A 17,061-nucleotide genomic window follows, 5' to 3' on the forward strand; every position below is an offset into this window, starting at 1 on the left:
GCCTGCGGCCGTTAACCGAAGATCGTCACCGTCTGCCGGCCGATGGCGAGCAACTGTCCGTCGGCCGACCAGGTCTGCGCAGCGATATGGCCATAGCCGTCGCGGGCATGCTCGATGGTCGCCAGGTACTGGCACCAGCCGTTGGCCGGCAAGCGCGGCAGCGGCTGGACGAACTCCACGGTCCAGGTCAGCGAACTGGAGGGCGCCGGCGATTTCAGGTGCGGCAGGTTGGCCGGCGGCCAGGCGTCGATCAGCGCCAGCAGGTGGCTCACTTCCATCGGCTCATCGCCCACATCGTCACCGCGAAAGCGCATCCAGCCGCCCATCTCGCGCTCGCGGCTGGCGGAGAACGGCATGTGCCCGACCGCCCAGCGCATGGCGATGTTCTGGGTGAAGGCCGGCATCAGCTTGCGGATGTAGGGCAGTTCCTGGCAGTCCTCGACGGGCTTGAACGCCGGCGGCGGCAGGCCGTCCACCTGCACGCTGGACTCGCGCGCCACGCCGAAGCTGCCCTGGGCCAGCACCACCACCTGGCCGTTCTGCACGGCGCGGCAGAACACCTGGCTGACCGACTTGCCCTCGCGCAGGACCTCGGCCTCGAAACTCACCGGCACCTCGACTTCGATGGGGCCGACGAAAGTGATGGCCAGCGAACGCACCGGGCGCCCGGCTTCGGCCACCGCCGCCATGGCCTCGTAGGCCAGCGCGGCCACCAGGCCGCCGAAGCTGGCGCGACCTTGCGCCCAGGTGGCGGGAATGACGATGGAGAGCGGCGCAGCGCGCACCGCCTTGAGCATTTCGCTGAAGGACATGGACGACTTCCCTGAGGCTACTGGGTAGAAAGTGCAGGCGGCGATCTTAAGGGCGCCAGCGCTGACGGCAAACCATCCAAAGCCTTGTTCCCGCCGGTAAATGCCTTGCCATCAATGGCCGCTATGCAGCGCCTTCTGCAGGGCCTCCAGGCTCTCGTCGGCCAGCCGCTCGGCCAGGTCATGGCGGGCGTTCCAGTGGGGCTGCAGCGGCATCAGGTCCAACTCGCGCTCGCTGCGGATCAGCCACTGCTCGTAGTCATGCCACTCGCCCAGGGCCGCCTGGGCGTCCTTCAGCGGCGCCAGCAGGCGCTGTGGCACGGCGGATTCCCGGGGATAGGCCTCCAGCGAATAGCGCACCCGCTTGATCAGCAGTCGCAGGCGATGGCGGTCGTGGGCCGGATCCTTCAGCGCCTCGCGCAGCTTCTGCCACTCCTTGGCCAGACGCTTTTCCACCTTGCCGTGCAGGCCCTTGAGCACACCGTGGCGCTCGGCGGTGCGCCACAGCTGCGGCCAGCCGTCCAGGCGCAGCATCAGGCGTTCCCACTGCGGGCTGGCGAGCAGCGTGGCGTAGCCGGAAATCAGCGCCGGCCGGCGCAGCGCCGCGGCGCGCTCGTAGCCTTCGGCTTCGAGCACCGGCAGCAGCACCTCCAGATCGCGCAGCGGGCCGCTGAGCCGGCCCATGTCGCCCAGGGCCTGTTCCAGCTCGTCGATGCCGGGCATCCCGCGCACCGGGTGCAGGAGGCTGCGCAGGCGGCGCACGGCAATGCGCAGGTCGTGCAGCGCTTCGGGGTCGGACTCGGCCTTCAGGCGGGACGACGCGGAGAACAACGCGACCTCCTGCTCGATCAGATGGCTCACCAGGTAATCGCAGAAGGACGTCACGGCAGGCTCCACTCAGAGGGTGAACTATCAGGTTAGCCCCCACCCACGCACCGGCAAGGGGGCGCGATGTCACGTTCCGTTTCAGCGCGTGCGGCGCAAGCGCCACGGCAGCTCGCGGCGCAGACGCGCCAGGTGCGCGCGCAATTGCGCAGGCGAGGCGGCCGCGCCGCCATAACGCTGGGCCTCGAACGCCTGGAGGAAGTTGCCGATCGCCTGGGCATGGGCCGGCAGCACCCCGATCGCGCGCCGGCAGAAGTCCCGCGCCCCCTCCCCCGGCCGGCGCTGTATGCCCAGCGGCGCCAGCATGCGTTCGAAGCGCTCGAAGCTGCGCAGTTGCGCATCGGCGGAGCGTCGCCAGGGCTTGAACAGCAGCAGCGCCAGTGCGCCCAGCAGCAGTGCACCGCCCCCCACCAGCAACGCACCGATCCATTGCCGGTCCAGGCCGCCGAACCAGCGCTTGAGCATGTCGCCCTGCTGCTCGGCCTGGTAGCCCAGCACCCAGCGTTGCCAGCCGTAGTTGATGTCGTCCCAGGCCATGCGCAGCTGGTTGAGCAAGGCGAACTGGCGGTAGCGCAGCGGCGAGAACGGGTCGGCCTCGAGGAAGCTGCCTTCGCGGCTCATGGCGGCTTCCAGCCCTTGCTCGATACGCTCGGGCGACACCGCACCGGTGGGGTCGACCCGCGTCCAGCCCTGGCCACGCTGCCAGTATTCCACCCACGCATGGGCGTCGAACTGGCGCACCGCCAGGTAATTGCCCGACGAGCTCGCCTCGCCACCCTGGTAACCGGTCACCACCCGCGCCGGGATGCCAGCCGCACGCAGGACGAAGGCCGTGGCGCCGGCGTAGTGCTCGCAGAAGCCGGCACGGGTCCCGAAGAGGAAACCGTCGATGCGCTCCTCGCCAACCCCTGGCGGCCGCAGCGTGTAGTGGAACGGCTGCTCGCGGAAGGTGCGCAGCATCGCCTGCACCAGTTCCGCCGGCTGCCGATAGCGCTCGCGCAATTGCTTCGCCCAGGCGCGGGCCTGCGGATTGCCGCCCTCGGGCAGGGTCAGGTTGATGCGTTGCGCGCGGGCGCCATCGTCGGGCTCGAGCAACGCTTCCGGCCAGGATGTCGCACGGTACAGCAGCCCCTGGCGCACCGGCTGGCGGCGCTCCAGGTGGAAGTCGCTCATCAGGCGCGCATCGTCCAGGCTGCTGCGCGCCACATCCAGGGCAAACAACCACGGCCGACCGTTGGGCTCCATGATCACCTGGTATTGCAGGGGCTGGCCCTGCGGCCGCCATTGCGGCAGGGCGTCGGCACGCTGGTAGGCGGTGCTCCAGCGCACGCCATCGAAGCGCTCCAGCGTCAATGCGCGCCAGTAGAGCTGCGCACGCGGCGGCGGGCTGCCGTCGAAACTCACGCGAAAGGCCAGCGCCGGCGACTGGCTCAGCTCCACCATATCGCCCGGCGCCATGCTGTCGCTCAGCCCGGTGGTGGACTGCTCGCCCGGCATCGGCAAGGACCACAGCGGGCCGATGCGCGGGAACAGCAGAAACAGCAGCAGCATCAGCGGCAAGGCTTGCAGCAGCAGGCCGCCGGCCAGGCGCAGGGTGGCCATGGGGCGCGCGGCGAAGCTGCTCTGCTGCAGGCCGATGGCCGCCGCCAAAAGGGCCAGCACGGGGAGCAGGCTGAAGGCGGCGGCGACGATGTCGTCCTGGAACAGGTAACTGGTGGTCACCGCGAAGAAGCCCAACAGGATCAGCACCCACGCATCACGGCGGGTCTTGAGCTCCACCAGCTTGACCACGAACGCGGCGATCAGCAGTACCACGCCGGCGTCGAGGCCGATCAGCGAACCGCGGGAAAACCACACGCCCACCCCGGCCGCTGCCACCAGCGCCAGCTTGGCGACGCCGCTGGGGTAGTTGGCGCGCATGCGGAACACCTGGACGCGCCACGCCGCACACCCCAGCCAGAGGGCGACGATCCACACTGGCAAGTGCTCCAGGTGCGGAAGGATCACCACTGCCTGGGCCACCAGCAGCCAGGTCAGGGCCACCCGCGGAATCGGCTGGACGGCCGTGGCGCTGGCGCCGCTCATCGTTTCGTCCCGTGCAGCGCCAGGGCACGCAGGCAGGCATCGCGGTGGGCGTCATCCACGCCCACCGCCAGTTGCGCATCGGGCAGGCGCAGGCCGAACGGCTGCTGGCGCAGCGACAGTTGCAGGACCCAGAAGCACAGCCGCGACAGCCGCCCCTCGGTGTCGCCGCCCAGGCTGTTGAAATCCAGCCAGACATTGCGCCCGGCGAGCGCGGAGAAATCCTTCACCAGCAGGCCCTGGCCACGGGAATAGGCCTTCCAGTGCAGCCGCCGGCGCGAGTCCCCCGGCTGGTAGGGCCGCAGCCCCTGGTAATCATCGACGCCACGCCCACTGGGGCGCACGCCCTCCTCGTCGTGTTCGGCAGGCCCGCTTTCCAGTGGCAGGTCGGCGGGCTGCGGATGCGGGTAGACCAGCACCGACTGGTCCAGGTCCACCCAGCTCCAGGCCACCAGCAACCCCAGCGGGAAGCGGCTTTCCACCCGCAGGCGACCGGGGCGCAGCCAGCCGCGCCGATCCGCGGCCAAAGTGAGGAGCAGCTCCTGGGCGTGGTCGGCCGCCACGTCGGCAAACTGCAGGTGCTGGCTTTCCCAGCCCAGGCCGATGGCTTGTCGCGGGCGCCCTTCACCTTCCAGGCGCACACGGAACGCCGCCTGCTCGCCGACGAACACCGGCGCTGCGCCAAGCGCGGTCAGACGCAGGCCGCCGAGGTTACGGTAGGTGTGCAGGATGGCAACAATGAACAGCGACAGCAGCAGGAAGGTCAGGCCGTAGGCCAGGCTGTTCTGGTAGTTGATCGCGGTGAGCAGCATCAGCAGCAGGGCGACGCCGAAGGCCATGCCCTGCTGGCTGGGGATGATGAAGATGCGCCGCTGGTTGAGCTGCAGCGACGGAGACGGCGGAATGCGCCGGGCGATCCAGCTCTGCCACAACGGTCGGACCCTGACGAGCATGGCAGCCCCCTCAGAGCGCCGGGACTTCGCGCAGCAACCACTGCACCAGCGCACCGCCGCCATGCCCGGCCGGGTCGGCCTGGTCGCGCAGGCGGTGGCCGGCCACCGAGGGCAGCACGGCCTGCACGTCCTCCGGGATCACATAGTCGCGCCCGGCCAGCAGCGCCCAGGCACGCGCCGCCGCCAGCAGCGCCAGGCTGCCGCGTGGCGAGAGGCCGAGGGCGAAGGCCGGCTGGGTCCGTGTGGCTTCCACCAGGCGCAGCACGTAATCCACCAGCGCATCGCTGGCACGGACCGCCAGCACCTCGCCCTGCAAGGCCTGCAACTCCTGCGGATCGAGCATCGGTTCCAGGCGCGGCAGCAGGTCGCGGCGCGCCTCACCCAGCAGCAGGGCCTTTTCGGCGGCGCGGCCGGGGTAGCCCAGGGAAAGACGCATGAGGAAACGGTCGAGCTGGGATTCGGGCAGGGCGAAGGTGCCGCCCTGGGTCACCGGGTTCTGCGTGGCGATCACGAAGAACGGCTCGGGCAGCGGCCGGGTCGCGCCCTCGATGGTCACCTGCCCTTCCTCCATGGCTTCGAGCAGCGCGCTCTGGCTCTTGGGCGTGGCGCGGTTGATCTCGTCGGCCAGCACCAGCTCGGAGAAGATCGGCCCCGGATGGAAGACGAACTGCCCGGTGTCCTTGTCGAACACCGAGGTGCCCAGCACATCGCCGGGCAGCAGGTCGGAGGTGAACTGGATGCGCTGGAAGCTCAGGCCCAGCACCCGCGCCAGGGCATGGCTGAGGGTGGTCTTGCCCATGCCGGGCAGGTCTTCGATGAGCAGGTGCCCCCGGGCCAGGAGACAGGTGAGCGCCAGTCTTACCTGCACTTCCTTGCCGAGCAGGACCTGATCGACTGCCTTCAGACAATTCTCCAGCTTGGCGTGCATCCTGACCCTCTCTTCCCCGGAAAACTCCGATCCTACTGGTCCAGGACGGCGCATCAAAGGCTTCGACACATTTAGTCCGCAATCTGTGATCCACCGCGCCTAGCGCCCCAGCAGACGCTCCATCAGCCAGCTCGACGCCGGCCCCAGGCTGCGCCGCCGGGACCAGATCACATCCACCGCCACCCGGCGCGGCCACCCGGCGACTTTCAGCTCCTGCATACGCCCGCTGGCGAAGCGTCCTACCATCCAGCTGGGCAATTCGATCCAGCCGAAGCCCAGCACCGCCATGTCCAGCAACAGCAGGTAGTTCGGTGCGCTCCAGCAACGGCCGCCGAGCAGCGGCGCGGCGTCGTCCAGGTAGGTGTTCAGGCGCAGCGCACGGTAGGCCAGCAGGTCCTCGCGCTCCACCCGCGCGTGGCTGGCCAGCGGATGGTCGCGGCTGACGAACAGCCCGAACTCCGCCTGCTCGCTCAGGGTCGCCGAGCTGATGTCCGGCGGATAGTCCTTCTGCGCGGCGAGCAGCCCCAGGCTGGCGCGCCCCTGGACCACCAGGTCGAGCACGTCGCTGTCCTCGGCGATCAGCCATTCGAACTCCAGGTCCGGGTAGCGCGCATCGATCTCCGCCAGCCGCGCCTCGAATTCGGCGGACTGGTAGGTGTCCGACATCGCTAGGGTGACCCGTGACTCCAGACCGCCGACGAGCTGATGCGCCAGTTGGCCGAGGCGGTCGCTGGCCATCAGCACTTCCTCCACCCGCCCGAGCAGAGCGTGCCCGGCCTCGGTCAGCTGCGGCTGCCGGCTGCTGCGGTCGAAGACGGTCAGGCCGAGGTCGATCTCCAGCCGGGCGATGGCTTCGCTGATGGTGGACTGGCTCTTGCCCAGCTTGCGCGCGGCAGCGCTGAACGAGCCGAGGCAGGCGGCCTCGGCGAAGGCCTGTAGGGACTCGGGGGAATAGTGCATGGCGGCGGCCCAATTATCGGTTAAGCCGATGGTATCCAACTTAGATCCAGCCGGTCGACCGATGATAATGGCGCCGGACCGACGGAGTCGGCCTGTATTCTTTCGTACTGGAGCACACCATGAGCCCGACTAAAACCCTGAAAGAACGGATGTTCCACGCCGTGCTTTTCGAACTGCTGGCGGTGGTCATCTGCGCACCGACACTGGCCTGGCTGATGGACAAACCCCTGGGCCACATGGGCGCGATGACCCTGATGTTCTCGGCCATCGCCACCGTGTGGAACATGCTGTTCAACGCCGCGTTCGACCGCGCGCAGCGGCGCATGGGCTTCGCCCGCACCCTGCCGGTGCGGCTGCTGCATGCCTCGCTGTTCGAGCTGGGCCTGATCGTCCTGCTGGTGCCGCTGGCCGCCTGGTGGCTGTCGGTGAGCCTGCTGCAGGCCTTCATCCTCGACATCGGCCTGGTGCTGTTCTTCCTGCCGTACGCGCTGGTGTTCAACTGGGTGTACGACGTGGTGCGCGAGCGCTGGGTGGGTCAGGCGGCGATGGCGCAGGCGAACTGACCTCGCGTTCGGACGCTGATGCTCGATGTAGGGCGCATAACGCCTCCAGCGTCATGCGTCCGACACCTGTAGGAGCGAGCTTGCTCGCGAACCGCCCAGCTCCCCCGGCTGCCGGGAAACGCGTTCGCGAGCAAGCTCGCTCCTACGAAAAGCAAAAAGCAAAAAAGCCCGCAGCAATGCGGGCTTTTTCGTGTCCGGCGTCTTCTCAGTGCAGAGAAAGCACTCAGGCCAGGCTGGCGGCAATCTCCGCCAGGGCCTTGGCCGGGTCAGCGGCCTGGCTGATCGGGCGGCCGATCACCAGGTAGTCGGAGCCGTTGTCCAGCGCCTGGCGCGGGGTGAGGATGCGGCGCTGGTCGTCCTGGGCGCTACCCGCCGGGCGGATGCCAGGGGTGACCAATTGCAGCGCCGGGTGCGCGGCTTTCAGCGCCGGCGCTTCCTGGGCGGAGCACACCAGGCCGTCCATGCCGGCCTTTTGCGCCAGGGCCGCCAGGCGCAGCACCTGCTCCTGGGGCTCGACATCCAGGCCGATACCGGCCAGGTCCTCGCGCTCCATGCTGGTCAGCACGGTGACGCCGATCAGCAGCGGCTTCGGGCCATTGAAGGCCTCGAGGGTTTCACGGCAGGCGCTCATCATGCGCAGGCCGCCGGAGCAGTGCACGTTGACCATCCACACGCCCATCTCGGCGGCGGCGCGCACGGCCATCGCGGTGGTGTTGGGAATGTCGTGGAATTTCAGGTCGAGGAAGACTTCGAAGCCGCGTCCGTTCAGGGTTTCGACGATCCCGGCGGCGCAGCTGGTGAACAGCTCCTTGCCCACCTTCACCCGGCACAGCTTCGGGTCCAGCTGGTCGGCCAGCGCCAGCGCGGCTTCGCGGGTGGGGAAATCCAGGGCGACGATGATCGGGGTCTGGCAGGCGGACATGGTCTCTCTCGCGGGTATCGAAAAAATCGGCGCGCATTGTCGCAGAAACGCGCCAACTTCCGTAGCCCGCCCGGCAGGATTGCTGCGCCGGCGACTCGCGGCCGGCATCGCCACACGCGCCGCGGTGGCGCACCCGAACGGGACGTGCGCCGGCGCCTCGCACCGCTTCGAAGCAGGCGAACCGGTGGCGAATGTTCACGAAACGACGCGAACGGGCGGTTTGCGACCGGGTTCCGGCGACTGGCACGGCCACTGCACGAACGCTCGGGTCGTGTCTTTCATCCTCTTTCGGGCATTCTCTCTGGAGACGTCGCATGAGCACGCAACTCAAACCCACCCTGGGCACCCTGCACCTGTGGGGCATCGCCGTGGGGCTGGTGATTTCCGGTGAATATTTCGGCTGGAGCTATGGCTGGGGCGTCGCCGGCACCCTGGGCTTCCTGGTCACCACCCTGCTGGTGGCAACCATGTACACCTGCTTCATCTTCAGCTTCACCGAGCTGACCACCGCCATCCCCCACGCCGGTGGGCCCTTCGCCTACAGCCGTCGCGCCTTTGGCGAGAAAGGCGGGCTGGTGGCCGGGTTGGCCACGCTGATCGAGTTCGTCTTCGCCCCGCCGGCCATCGCCATGGCCATCGGCGCCTACCTCAACGTGCAGTTCCCCTCGCTGGATCCGAAGCACGCGGCGGTTGGCGCGTACCTGATCTTCATGACCCTGAACATCCTGGGCGTCAGCATCGCCGCCACCTTCGAGCTGATCGTCACCGTCCTCGCGGTGGCCGAGCTGCTGGTGTTCATGGGCGTGGTGGCACCGGGCTTCAGCTTCAGCAACTTCGTGATCAATGGCTGGGCCGGCTCGGACAGCTTCGGGGGCGCGGCCATCGGCGGGATCTTCGCGGCGATTCCCTTCGCCATCTGGTTCTTCCTCGCCATCGAGGGCGCGGCCATGGCCGCCGAGGAAGCCAAGGACCCGAAACGCACCATTCCCAAGGCCTACGTCAGCGGCATCCTCACCCTGGTGGTGCTGGCCCTGGGGGTGATGCTGTTCGCCGGCGGCGCGGGCGACTGGAAGGCCCTGTCCGGGATCAATGACCCGCTGCCCCAGGCCATGAAGATGGTAGTGGGCGAGAACTCCGGCTGGCTGCACATGCTGGTGTGGATCGGCCTGTTCGGCCTGGTGGCCAGCTTCCACGGCATCATCCTGGGCTACTCGCGGCAGTTCTTCGCCCTGGCGCGAGCCGGCTACCTGCCCCGCGGCCTGGCCAAGCTGTCGCGCTTCCAGACGCCGCACCGGGCGATCATCGCCGGCGGCCTGGTGGGCATCGCGGCGATCTACAGCGACGGGCTGATCGCCCTGCAGGGCATGAGCCTGACCGCCGCGATGATCACCATGAGCGTGTTCGGCGCCATCGTCATGTACATCATGAGCATGCTCAGCCTGTTCAAGCTGCGCCGCAGCGAACCCGACCTCGAGCGCAGCTTCCGCGCGCCGGGCTTCCCGGTGGTGCCGGGCATCGCCCTGGCGCTGGCCGTGGTGTGCCTGGCGGCGATGGTCTGGTTCAACCTGCAGATCGCCGGGATCTTCCTGGGCTTCATGGCTGCCGGCTTCCTCTACTTCCAGCTTACCGCCGCCCATCGCGCCAGCGCCCCGGCGGACGCTATGCTGACGGGAGCCTGACAGCCACCCACTGCGTGCCGGCTTGCGCGGCCGGCACGCAGCCACCGGGACCTTCGCATGCCCTACCAGACCACCGTCGGTAGCCAGACCTACCGCTTCGCCGACCTCAAGACCCTGCTCGCCAAGGCCAGCCCGGCACGCTCGGGCGATGCCCTGGCGGGGCTCGCCGCCGACAGCTACGAGGAGCGCATGGCGGCGAAGATCGCCCTCGCCGACGTGCCGCTCAAACGCTTCCTCGACGAGGCGCTGATCCCCTACGAGGCCGACGAAGTCACCCGGCTGATCATCGACCGCCACGACGCCGCCGCCTTTGCGCCGATCAGCCACCTCACCGTCGGCGACTTCCGCGACTGGCTGCTGCTGGACAGCACCGACAGCGCCACGCTGTCGGCCGCCGCCCGGGGCATCACCCCGGAAATGGCCGCCGCGGTGAGCAAGCTGATGCGCAACCAGGACCTGATCCTGGCGGCGAAGAAGTGCCGCGTCGTCACGCGCTTTCGCAACACCATCGGCCTGCCCGGCCACCTCTCGGTGCGCCTGCAACCCAACCACCCCACCGACGACGTGCGCGGCATCGCCGCCAGCATGCTCGACGGCCTGCTCTACGGCGCGGGAGATGCGGTGGTCGGCATCAACCCGGCAAGCGACTCGCAGGCCACGCTGGTGCAGTTGTGGCGGATGATGGACGAGCTGCGCCAGCGCTTCGACACTCCCCTGCAGAGTTGCGTGCTCACCCACGTCACCTCGCAGATCCAGGCCATCGAGGCGGGTGCGCCGATCGACCTGGTGTTCCAGTCCATCGCCGGCACGCAGAAGGCCAACGAGAGCTTCGGCATCGACCTCGCCCTGCTGCGCGAGGCCCACGAGGCGGCGCTGTCGCTGGGGCGCGGCACGCTGGGCGACAACGTCATGTACTTCGAGACGGGCCAGGGCAGCGCGCTTTCCGCCGGCGGCCACCACGGCGTCGACCAGCAGACCTGCGAGGCCCGCGCCTACGCCGTGGCCCGCGAATTCCGCCCGCTGCTGACCAACACCGTGGTCGGCTTCATCGGCCCGGAATACCTCTACGACGGCAAGCAGATCATCCGCGCCGGGCTGGAGGACCATTTCTGCGCCAAGCTGCTGGGCGTGCCCATGGGCTGCGACGTCTGCTACACCAACCATGCCGAGGCCGACCAGGACGACATGGACAACCTGCTGACCCTGCTGGGTGCGGCGGGTATCACCTTCATCATGGGCATCCCCGGCGCCGACGACATCATGCTCAATTACCAGAGCACCTCCTTCCACGACGCGCTCTACCTGCGCAGCACCCTGGGCCTCAAGCGCGCCCCGGAGTTCGACGCGTGGCTGGCGAAGATGGCGATCACCGAGGCGTCCGGCCAGTTGCGCCCGATCGGCCGCGGCCACGACCTGCTGCGGACATTCTGAGGAGCGGCACGCATGGACCTGATCCAGAACGACCCGTGGGACGAACTGCGCGCGCATACCAGCGCACGTATCGCGCTGGGCCGCGTCGGCTCCAGCCTGCCGACCCGCGAGGTGCTGAAGTTCGGCCTGGCCCACGCCCAGGCCCGCGACGCCGTGCACCACCCGCTGGACTTCGCGGCGCTGCAGCAGGCACTGGCCGATGCGGGCTTTTGCGTACTGCGCGCCCGCAGCGAGGCGCCGGACCGCCAGACCTACCTGCTGCGCCCGGACCTGGGCCGCGCGTTGCACCCGGACAGCCAATGGCAACTCAAGGGCGAGCAGGTCGCCGCGGAGCTGGTCATCGTGATCGCCGACGGTCTCTCCTCCTTCGCCGTGCAGCAACACGCGCTGCCGCTGCTGGGCGCGCTGCGCGAGCGCTTCGCCACGGACTGGGAAAACACCCCGGTGGTGCTCGCCGAACAGGGGCGCGTGGCCATCGGCGACGGCATCGGCGAGGCGCTGGGGGCGAAACTCGCGCTGGTGCTGATCGGCGAACGTCCCGGCCTCAGCTCGCCGGACAGCCTCGGCCTGTACCTCACCTGGCAACCGCGCGTGGGGCGCATGGACAGCGAGCGCAACTGCATCTCCAACGTGCGCCCGGAGGGCTTGCCCTACGCGCTGGCGGCACACAAGCTCGCCCATCTGTTGCAACAGGCCCTGCGCCTGCGGGTGAGCGGCGTCCGGCTGAAGGACGACAGCGACCTGCCCGAAGCGATCGATCTGAACCGGCGCGCGCCTGACAAGGTCTGAATCACAGCGTATCGTGATGTTTTTCTGCCATTTGTCGGAGACGCGGCCATGCCCTGGTATGCCTGGTTGATCATTGCCCTAGCCTTGGGCTCCATCGTCGGCGCGCTGATGATGCTGCGCGATACCGCGAAGAAGCTCCCGCTCACCGAGGAGCAGCTCAAGCGCATCCACGAGCGCAATGCCCAGATGGATGCCCAGGACGCCGACGAGAAGCGGTGAAATTCGCCTAACTCGCTGACGCCTCAGCCAAAAACTGGTCGCAGCGATGGCCAGCGGCAGGCGAAATTGCCTAGACTGCGCCTCCCTTGATGGAGGAAAGAATGTTCAGGAAGCTCCTGCCGCTGCTGCCGATCCTGTTGTTGCTCTGCGGATTCGCGCTGGGTTTCGTGCAGCCGCTGGGGTTGCTGATCGGCGCGGTCTACGTCGCCTGGACCCTCTATGGCGAGCAGCGCCTGCCACACCTGCTCTGGTGGCTGGTGTGCCTGGTGCTCAGCATCGCCCTGGCCGCGCACCTGCTGCCGGGCACCACGTCCTGGACGCTGTGGCCGGTGCGCCAGCTCAGCCCCGACGCCCCCGTCTACGCCCTGCACCTGTCCTGGGACAAGGCCCTGGTTGGCGCGACCCTGCTCGCCTGGTGGCTGCGTCGTGACCCGGTGCCGACCGAGCGGCGCTCGCCGGACTTCGCCGCCATCGTCATCGTCACCACCCTGTTCGCCGTTCCGCTGGTCGCGGTGGCGGGCGGCCTGGTGGTGTGGAATCCGAAATGGCCGCCCGGCTTCTGGCTGTGGATGCTGGTCAACGTCTGCGTGATCTCGCTGACCGAGGAGGCGTTCTTCCGCGGCCTGCTGCAAAGCGAACTGGTGCGTCGCTTCGGCGGCGTGGCCGGGGTAGCCAGCGCCAGCGTGCTGTTCGGCATGGTGCACTGGCCGATCAACCCGCTGTTCGCCGTGGTCGCCGGTATCGCCGGCCTGGGCTATGGCCTGGCCTTCTACTTCAGCGGGCGCCTGCTGGTACCGGTGCTGCTGCACGCGGCCGTGAACTGCCTGCACCTGCTGCTGTTCAGCTATCCGTTGCGGATTATTTGACGCGCACGGAAATCCCCCTGTAGGAGCGGGCCATGCCCGCGATCGCGCGCTTTGCGCGCTCCTGCGAATAGGCGCTACAGGTCAGCGTTTGCCGGTGAAGTCCCATTCCGCCGCGCAGGATTTCGCGGGCATGGCCCGCTCCTACAAAGTGCGGAACCCCTCTCCGCCAGGGACGGGCATGGAAGAAGACAGCTGCTCCGACGCGCCCCTGATGGCGGGATGGCCTGTAGGAGCGAGCTTGCTCGCGAACCAAGCCCGTAGCGGCCGCAAAGACAATCGCGGACGGAGTCCGCTCCTACCGAACCTGAACGCGGCGTAGGAGCGGACTGCGTCCGCGATCAAATTCCCCCACCGCCGAACTCACTCGCGCATCACCAGCAGCAACGCCTGCTCGGCCAGCTCGTCCAGGGTCAGGCTGCCCTCGGGGCGGAACCAGGTGATGGACCAGGACAGCGCCCCGGTCAGGAAGCGCCGCAGGATGAACGGGTCGCCCTGGCTGTAGCCGGCACTGCGCGCCTCTTCCAGCACGTCCAGCCACATCTGTTCGTAGATGTCGCGCAGGCTGAGGATGTAGGTCTGGCCCTCCTCCGACAGCGACCGCCATTCGTAGACCAATACCGCCATCGCCTCGCCGGTGCCGCCGGTGATCGACTGCAATTCGCAGCGGATCAACGCCAGCAGCCGCTCGCGCAGGGTCGTCGCGTCGGCCAGCGCAGCGCGCATCAGGGCGGTGTTGTAGAGGATGGTTTCCTCCATCACCGAGCGGAGGATTTCGTCCTTGCTCTTGAAGTGATGGAAGATGCTGCCGGACTGGATGCCCACCGCGCTGGCCAGGTCGCGCACCGTGGTGCGTTCGTAGCCCTTGCTGCGGAACAGGTGCGCGGCCGTCTGCAGCAGTTTGCCACGGGCGCTCTCCGGGTCGGTGATCTGCCCGGTTCCGACCAGCTCCAGCAGTACTTCGCGGGCTTTGCGGTCATCCACGCTGTTCTCTCCCCATGGGGCCCATTGGCCGATCTGCTCAGGGCGAATCGTCGAAACGCCCCGCAAGTGCTTGTGTTGTTTGACGAAATGTAAGCCCGCAGGCCCCAACCAAGCAAGCGCTTGGCCATCCAAAGGTTGGGCCTGTGGTTCAGTCGGGGCTTTTCAACCAAGCGCTTGCTTGGTAATGTCGATCCATCACTCAGCGTCACGGGCAGAACAATGACGAGAACCGTACGTATCGGCTGTGCCTCCGCCTTCTGGGGCGATACCTCCACCGCCGCGGCCCAACTGGTGCGCGGTGCGGCACTGGACTACCTGGTCTTCGACTACCTCGCCGAAATCACCCTGTCGATCATGGCCGGCGCCCGCCTGAAGAATCCCGAGGCCGGCTACGCCACCGATTTCGTCGAGGTGATGACACCGCTGCTGGGCGAGATTGCCGCGAAACGGGTCCGCGTGATCAGCAATGCCGGCGGGGTGAACCCGCAGGCCTGCGCCAGCGCGCTGGCCGCCGCCTGCGAGAAGGCCGGCGTGGCGCTGAAGATCGCCGTGGTGCACGGCGACAACCTGCAACCGCGCTTGGGTGAACTGGCCAAGGCCGGCCTCCGCGAGATGTTCTCCGGCGCGCCGCTGCCGCCGATGTGCGTGTCGGTCAACGCCTACCTCGGCGCGCCCGGCATCGTTGCCGCGCTCGAGGCCGGCGCGGATATCGTCATCACCGGCCGCGTGGTGGACAGCGCGGTGGTCAGCGCCGCTCTGGTGCACGAGTTCGGCTGGGCCTGGAACGACTACGACAAGCTGGCCCAGGCCGCGCTGGCCGGGCACATCATCGAATGCGGCGCGCAGTGCACCGGCGGCAACTTCACCGACTGGGACAGCGTGCCGGACTACGAGCACATCGGTTTCCCCATCGTCGAGATGCAGGCCAGCGGCGACTTCGTGGTGACCAAGCCGCCGGGTACCGGCGGGCTGGTGACGTCGCTGACGGTGGGCGAGCAGATGCTCTACGAGATCGGCGACCCGCGCGCCTACCTGCTACCCGACGTGGTCTGCGACTTCACCCGGGTGCAGCTGGCCCAGGCGGGCGAACACCGCGTAGCCGTCAGCGGCGCGCGCGGCCTGCCGCCGACCGGGCAGTACAAGGTCAGTGCCACCTACCCGGACGGTTTCCGCTGCACCGCCAGTTGCCTGATCGCCGGCATCGACGCGGTGAAGAAGGCCGAGCGGGTCAGCCAGGCGATCATCGCCAAGACCGAGGAAATCCTCATGGAGCGCGGCTGGGGCCCGTACCGCGAGGTCAGCGTGGAACTGCTCGGCAGCGAGGCCACCTACGGCCCGCACGGGCGCCGCGGCGACACCCGCGAAATCGTGGTGAAGCTCGCCGTGCGCCACAGCCGCAAGGAGGCGCTGGTGCTGTTCTCCCGCGAGATCGCCCAGGCCGCCACCGGGATGGCGCCAGGCCTCACCGGCATCGTCGGCGGCCGCCCCACCGTGTACCCGGTGATCCGCCTGTTCTCCTTCCTGATCGACAAGGACAGCTGCGAGCTGGCCGTGGATATCGACGGTGAACGCCATTCCGCCGCGCTGCCCACCCTTGACGCGTTCGACCCGGCCGCACTGGCCGCCGACGTTCCGGTGGCGACCGCCAGCGGCCCCGCCCAGGCCAGCGTGCCGCTGGTGAAGCTGGCCGTGGCGCGCTCCGGCGACAAGGGCAACCACAGCAACATCGGCGTGATGGCGCGCAAGCCGGAGTACCTACCGTGGATCGCCGAGGCGCTGAGCGAAGGCGCGGTGGCCGAGTGGATGCAGCACGTGCTCGACCCGCAGACCGGCGGTGTCTGCCGCTGGCACCTGCCGGGCACGCACAGCCTGAACTTCCTGCTGGAGAACGCCCTGGGCGGCGGCGGTGTGGCCAGCCTGCGCATCGACCCGCAGGGCAAGGCCTTCGCCCAGCAGTTGCTGGAATTCCCGGTGGCGGTGCCGCAGCAGATCGCCGATCAGTTCCTGTAGGAGCGAGCTTGCTCGCGAACAGGTTCCGCTGCGGGGCTGGATTCGCGAGCAAGCTCGCTCCTACGAAGTGCCCGTACCTAGAACGATTGAGCAGGACGAAAACAACAATGAGCTACGACTCGATCTTCACACCCGGCCTGTTCGACGGCCAGACCATCATCGTCACCGGCGGCGGCAGCGGTATCGGCCGCTGCACCGCCCATGAGCTGGCGGCCCTCGGCGCCCACGTGGTGCTGGTCGGGCGCAAGGCCGAGAAGCTGGAGAAGACCGCCGGCGAAATCATCGAGGACGGCGGCAGCGCCAGCTGGCACAGCTGCGACATCCGCGACGAAGACGCGGTGAAGGCGCTGGTGGCGCAGGTCATCGCCGAGCGCGGGCCGATCCATCACCTGGTCAACAACGCTGGCGGCCAGTATCCCGCGCCGCTGGCCTCGATCAACCTGAAGGGCTTCGAGGCCGTGGTGCGCACCAACCTGGTGGGCGGCTTCCTGATGGCCCGCGAAGTATTCAACCAGACCCTCTGCAAAACCGGCGGCAGCATCGTCAACATGCTCGCCGACATGTGGGGCGGCATGCCCGGCATGGGCCACTCCGGCGCCGCCCGCGCAGGCATGGAGAACTTCACCAAGACCGCCGCCATCGAGTGGGGCCACGCCGGGGTGCGGGTCAACGCCGTGGCGCCGGGCTGGATCGCCTCCAGCGGCATGGACACCTATGAAGGCGCGTTCAAGGCGGTAATCCCGACCCTGCGCGAACACGTGCCGCTCAAGCGCATCGGCACCGAGTCGGAAGTCTCCGCCGCCATCGTCTTCCTGCTCTCCCCGGGCGCCGCCTTCATCAGCGGCAACACCATCCGTATCGACGGTGCTGCCAGCCAGGGCAGCCGCGCCTTCCCGCTGGTGAAGGGCAAGCCGGGGCAGAGCCGCTCCTACAACGGCTTCCACCGCGCCTATCTTCCCGATGTGCTGAAGGACCAGGAGTAAG

At 68.3% G+C, this 17,061-nt stretch carries 16 protein-coding genes; 8 read left to right on the plus strand and 8 right to left on the minus strand.

All coding sequences use genetic code 11. The annotated features are described in order from the left end of the window. Positions 1-11 precede the first annotated feature (11 nt). From ACNFIA_RS25065 to ACNFIA_RS25090, 6 genes are all read right to left on the minus strand, one after another. Positions 12-812 carry an acyl-CoA thioesterase gene (locus tag ACNFIA_RS25065; RefSeq protein WP_416789646.1) on the minus strand — a complete coding sequence of 267 codons (801 nt, stop codon included), beginning with the start codon at positions 810-812 and terminating at the stop codon, positions 12-14. Between the two features lie 111 nt (positions 813-923). After that, positions 924-1,694 carry a CHAD domain-containing protein gene (locus ACNFIA_RS25070; RefSeq protein WP_259756039.1) on the minus strand — a complete coding sequence of 257 codons (771 nt, stop codon included), beginning with the start codon at positions 1,692-1,694 and terminating at the stop codon, positions 924-926. An 81-nt stretch (positions 1,695-1,775) separates the two neighbouring features. Then, entirely contained in the window at positions 1,776-3,779 is a 2,004-nt protein-coding gene (locus ACNFIA_RS25075; protein ID WP_416789648.1) for a transglutaminase TgpA family protein, read from the minus strand. Then, positions 3,776-4,729, minus strand: a complete 954-nt coding sequence (locus tag ACNFIA_RS25080) for a DUF58 domain-containing protein (protein ID WP_416789649.1) — start codon at positions 4,727-4,729, stop codon at positions 3,776-3,778. Before ACNFIA_RS25080 ends, ACNFIA_RS25075 begins: the two co-directional genes overlap by 4 nt. A gap of 10 nt (positions 4,730-4,739) precedes the next feature. Next, positions 4,740-5,657 carry an AAA family ATPase gene (locus ACNFIA_RS25085; protein WP_259756043.1) on the minus strand — a complete coding sequence of 306 codons (918 nt, stop codon included), beginning with the start codon at positions 5,655-5,657 and terminating at the stop codon, positions 4,740-4,742. Positions 5,658-5,756: 99 nt separating this feature from the next. After that, complete coding sequence (locus ACNFIA_RS25090) at positions 5,757-6,617, minus strand: LysR family transcriptional regulator (RefSeq protein WP_416789651.1); 861 nt, start codon at positions 6,615-6,617, stop codon at positions 5,757-5,759. A gap of 119 nt (positions 6,618-6,736) precedes the next feature. Here ACNFIA_RS25090 and ACNFIA_RS25095 point away from each other — a divergent pair, with 119 nt between their 5' ends. Further along, positions 6,737-7,180 (plus strand): multidrug/biocide efflux PACE transporter, encoded by a 444-nt coding sequence (locus ACNFIA_RS25095; RefSeq protein ID WP_416789652.1) that lies wholly within the window; start codon positions 6,737-6,739, stop codon positions 7,178-7,180. A gap of 223 nt (positions 7,181-7,403) precedes the next feature. Here the strand turns inward: ACNFIA_RS25095 and pyrF are convergent, their stop codons facing one another. Next, positions 7,404-8,102, minus strand: a complete 699-nt coding sequence (gene pyrF / locus ACNFIA_RS25100) for an orotidine-5'-phosphate decarboxylase (protein WP_259756049.1) — start codon at positions 8,100-8,102, stop codon at positions 7,404-7,406. Positions 8,103-8,416: 314 nt separating this feature from the next. Here pyrF and eat point away from each other — a divergent pair, with 314 nt between their 5' ends. The 5 genes from eat to ACNFIA_RS25125 all read left to right on the plus strand — a co-directional run bounded on the left by eat (position 8,417) and on the right by ACNFIA_RS25125 (position 13,086). Next, positions 8,417-9,781, plus strand: coding sequence for an ethanolamine permease (gene eat / locus ACNFIA_RS25105; RefSeq protein ID WP_416789654.1), 1,365 nt, complete (start codon positions 8,417-8,419; stop codon positions 9,779-9,781). Positions 9,782-9,838: 57 nt separating this feature from the next. Then, entirely contained in the window at positions 9,839-11,212 is a 1,374-nt protein-coding gene (locus ACNFIA_RS25110) for an ethanolamine ammonia-lyase subunit EutB (RefSeq protein WP_416789655.1), read from the plus strand. Positions 11,213-11,224: 12 nt separating this feature from the next. After that, on the plus strand, positions 11,225-12,001 hold the full coding sequence (gene eutC, locus ACNFIA_RS25115; RefSeq protein WP_416789657.1) for an ethanolamine ammonia-lyase subunit EutC: 777 nt from the start codon (positions 11,225-11,227) through the stop codon (positions 11,999-12,001). A gap of 48 nt (positions 12,002-12,049) precedes the next feature. Then, complete coding sequence (locus tag ACNFIA_RS25120; protein ID WP_259756057.1) at positions 12,050-12,220, plus strand: DUF2897 family protein; 171 nt, start codon at positions 12,050-12,052, stop codon at positions 12,218-12,220. A 101-nt stretch (positions 12,221-12,321) separates the two neighbouring features. After that, complete coding sequence (locus tag ACNFIA_RS25125) at positions 12,322-13,086, plus strand: CPBP family intramembrane glutamic endopeptidase (RefSeq protein WP_416789658.1); 765 nt, start codon at positions 12,322-12,324, stop codon at positions 13,084-13,086. A 360-nt stretch (positions 13,087-13,446) separates the two neighbouring features. Here the strand turns inward: ACNFIA_RS25125 and ACNFIA_RS25130 are convergent, their stop codons facing one another. Continuing rightward, the gene (locus ACNFIA_RS25130; RefSeq protein ID WP_259756059.1) at positions 13,447-14,067 is read right to left on the minus strand and encodes a TetR/AcrR family transcriptional regulator; all 621 of its coding nucleotides are present in this window, start codon (positions 14,065-14,067) and stop codon (positions 13,447-13,449) included. 219 nt (positions 14,068-14,286) lie between these two features. Between ACNFIA_RS25130 and ACNFIA_RS25135 the strand changes: the two genes are divergently transcribed. After that, entirely contained in the window at positions 14,287-16,077 is a 1,791-nt protein-coding gene (locus ACNFIA_RS25135; protein WP_416789660.1) for an acyclic terpene utilization AtuA family protein, read from the plus strand. A gap of 107 nt (positions 16,078-16,184) precedes the next feature. Then, positions 16,185-17,060, plus strand: a complete 876-nt coding sequence (locus ACNFIA_RS25140) for an SDR family oxidoreductase (protein ID WP_416789661.1) — start codon at positions 16,185-16,187, stop codon at positions 17,058-17,060. Position 17,061 lies beyond the last annotated feature (1 nt).

The organism is Pseudomonas sp. NY15437 (assembly GCF_048068435.1).
GTDB classification, from domain to species: domain Bacteria; phylum Pseudomonadota; class Gammaproteobacteria; order Pseudomonadales; family Pseudomonadaceae; genus Pseudomonas; species Pseudomonas nitroreducens_B.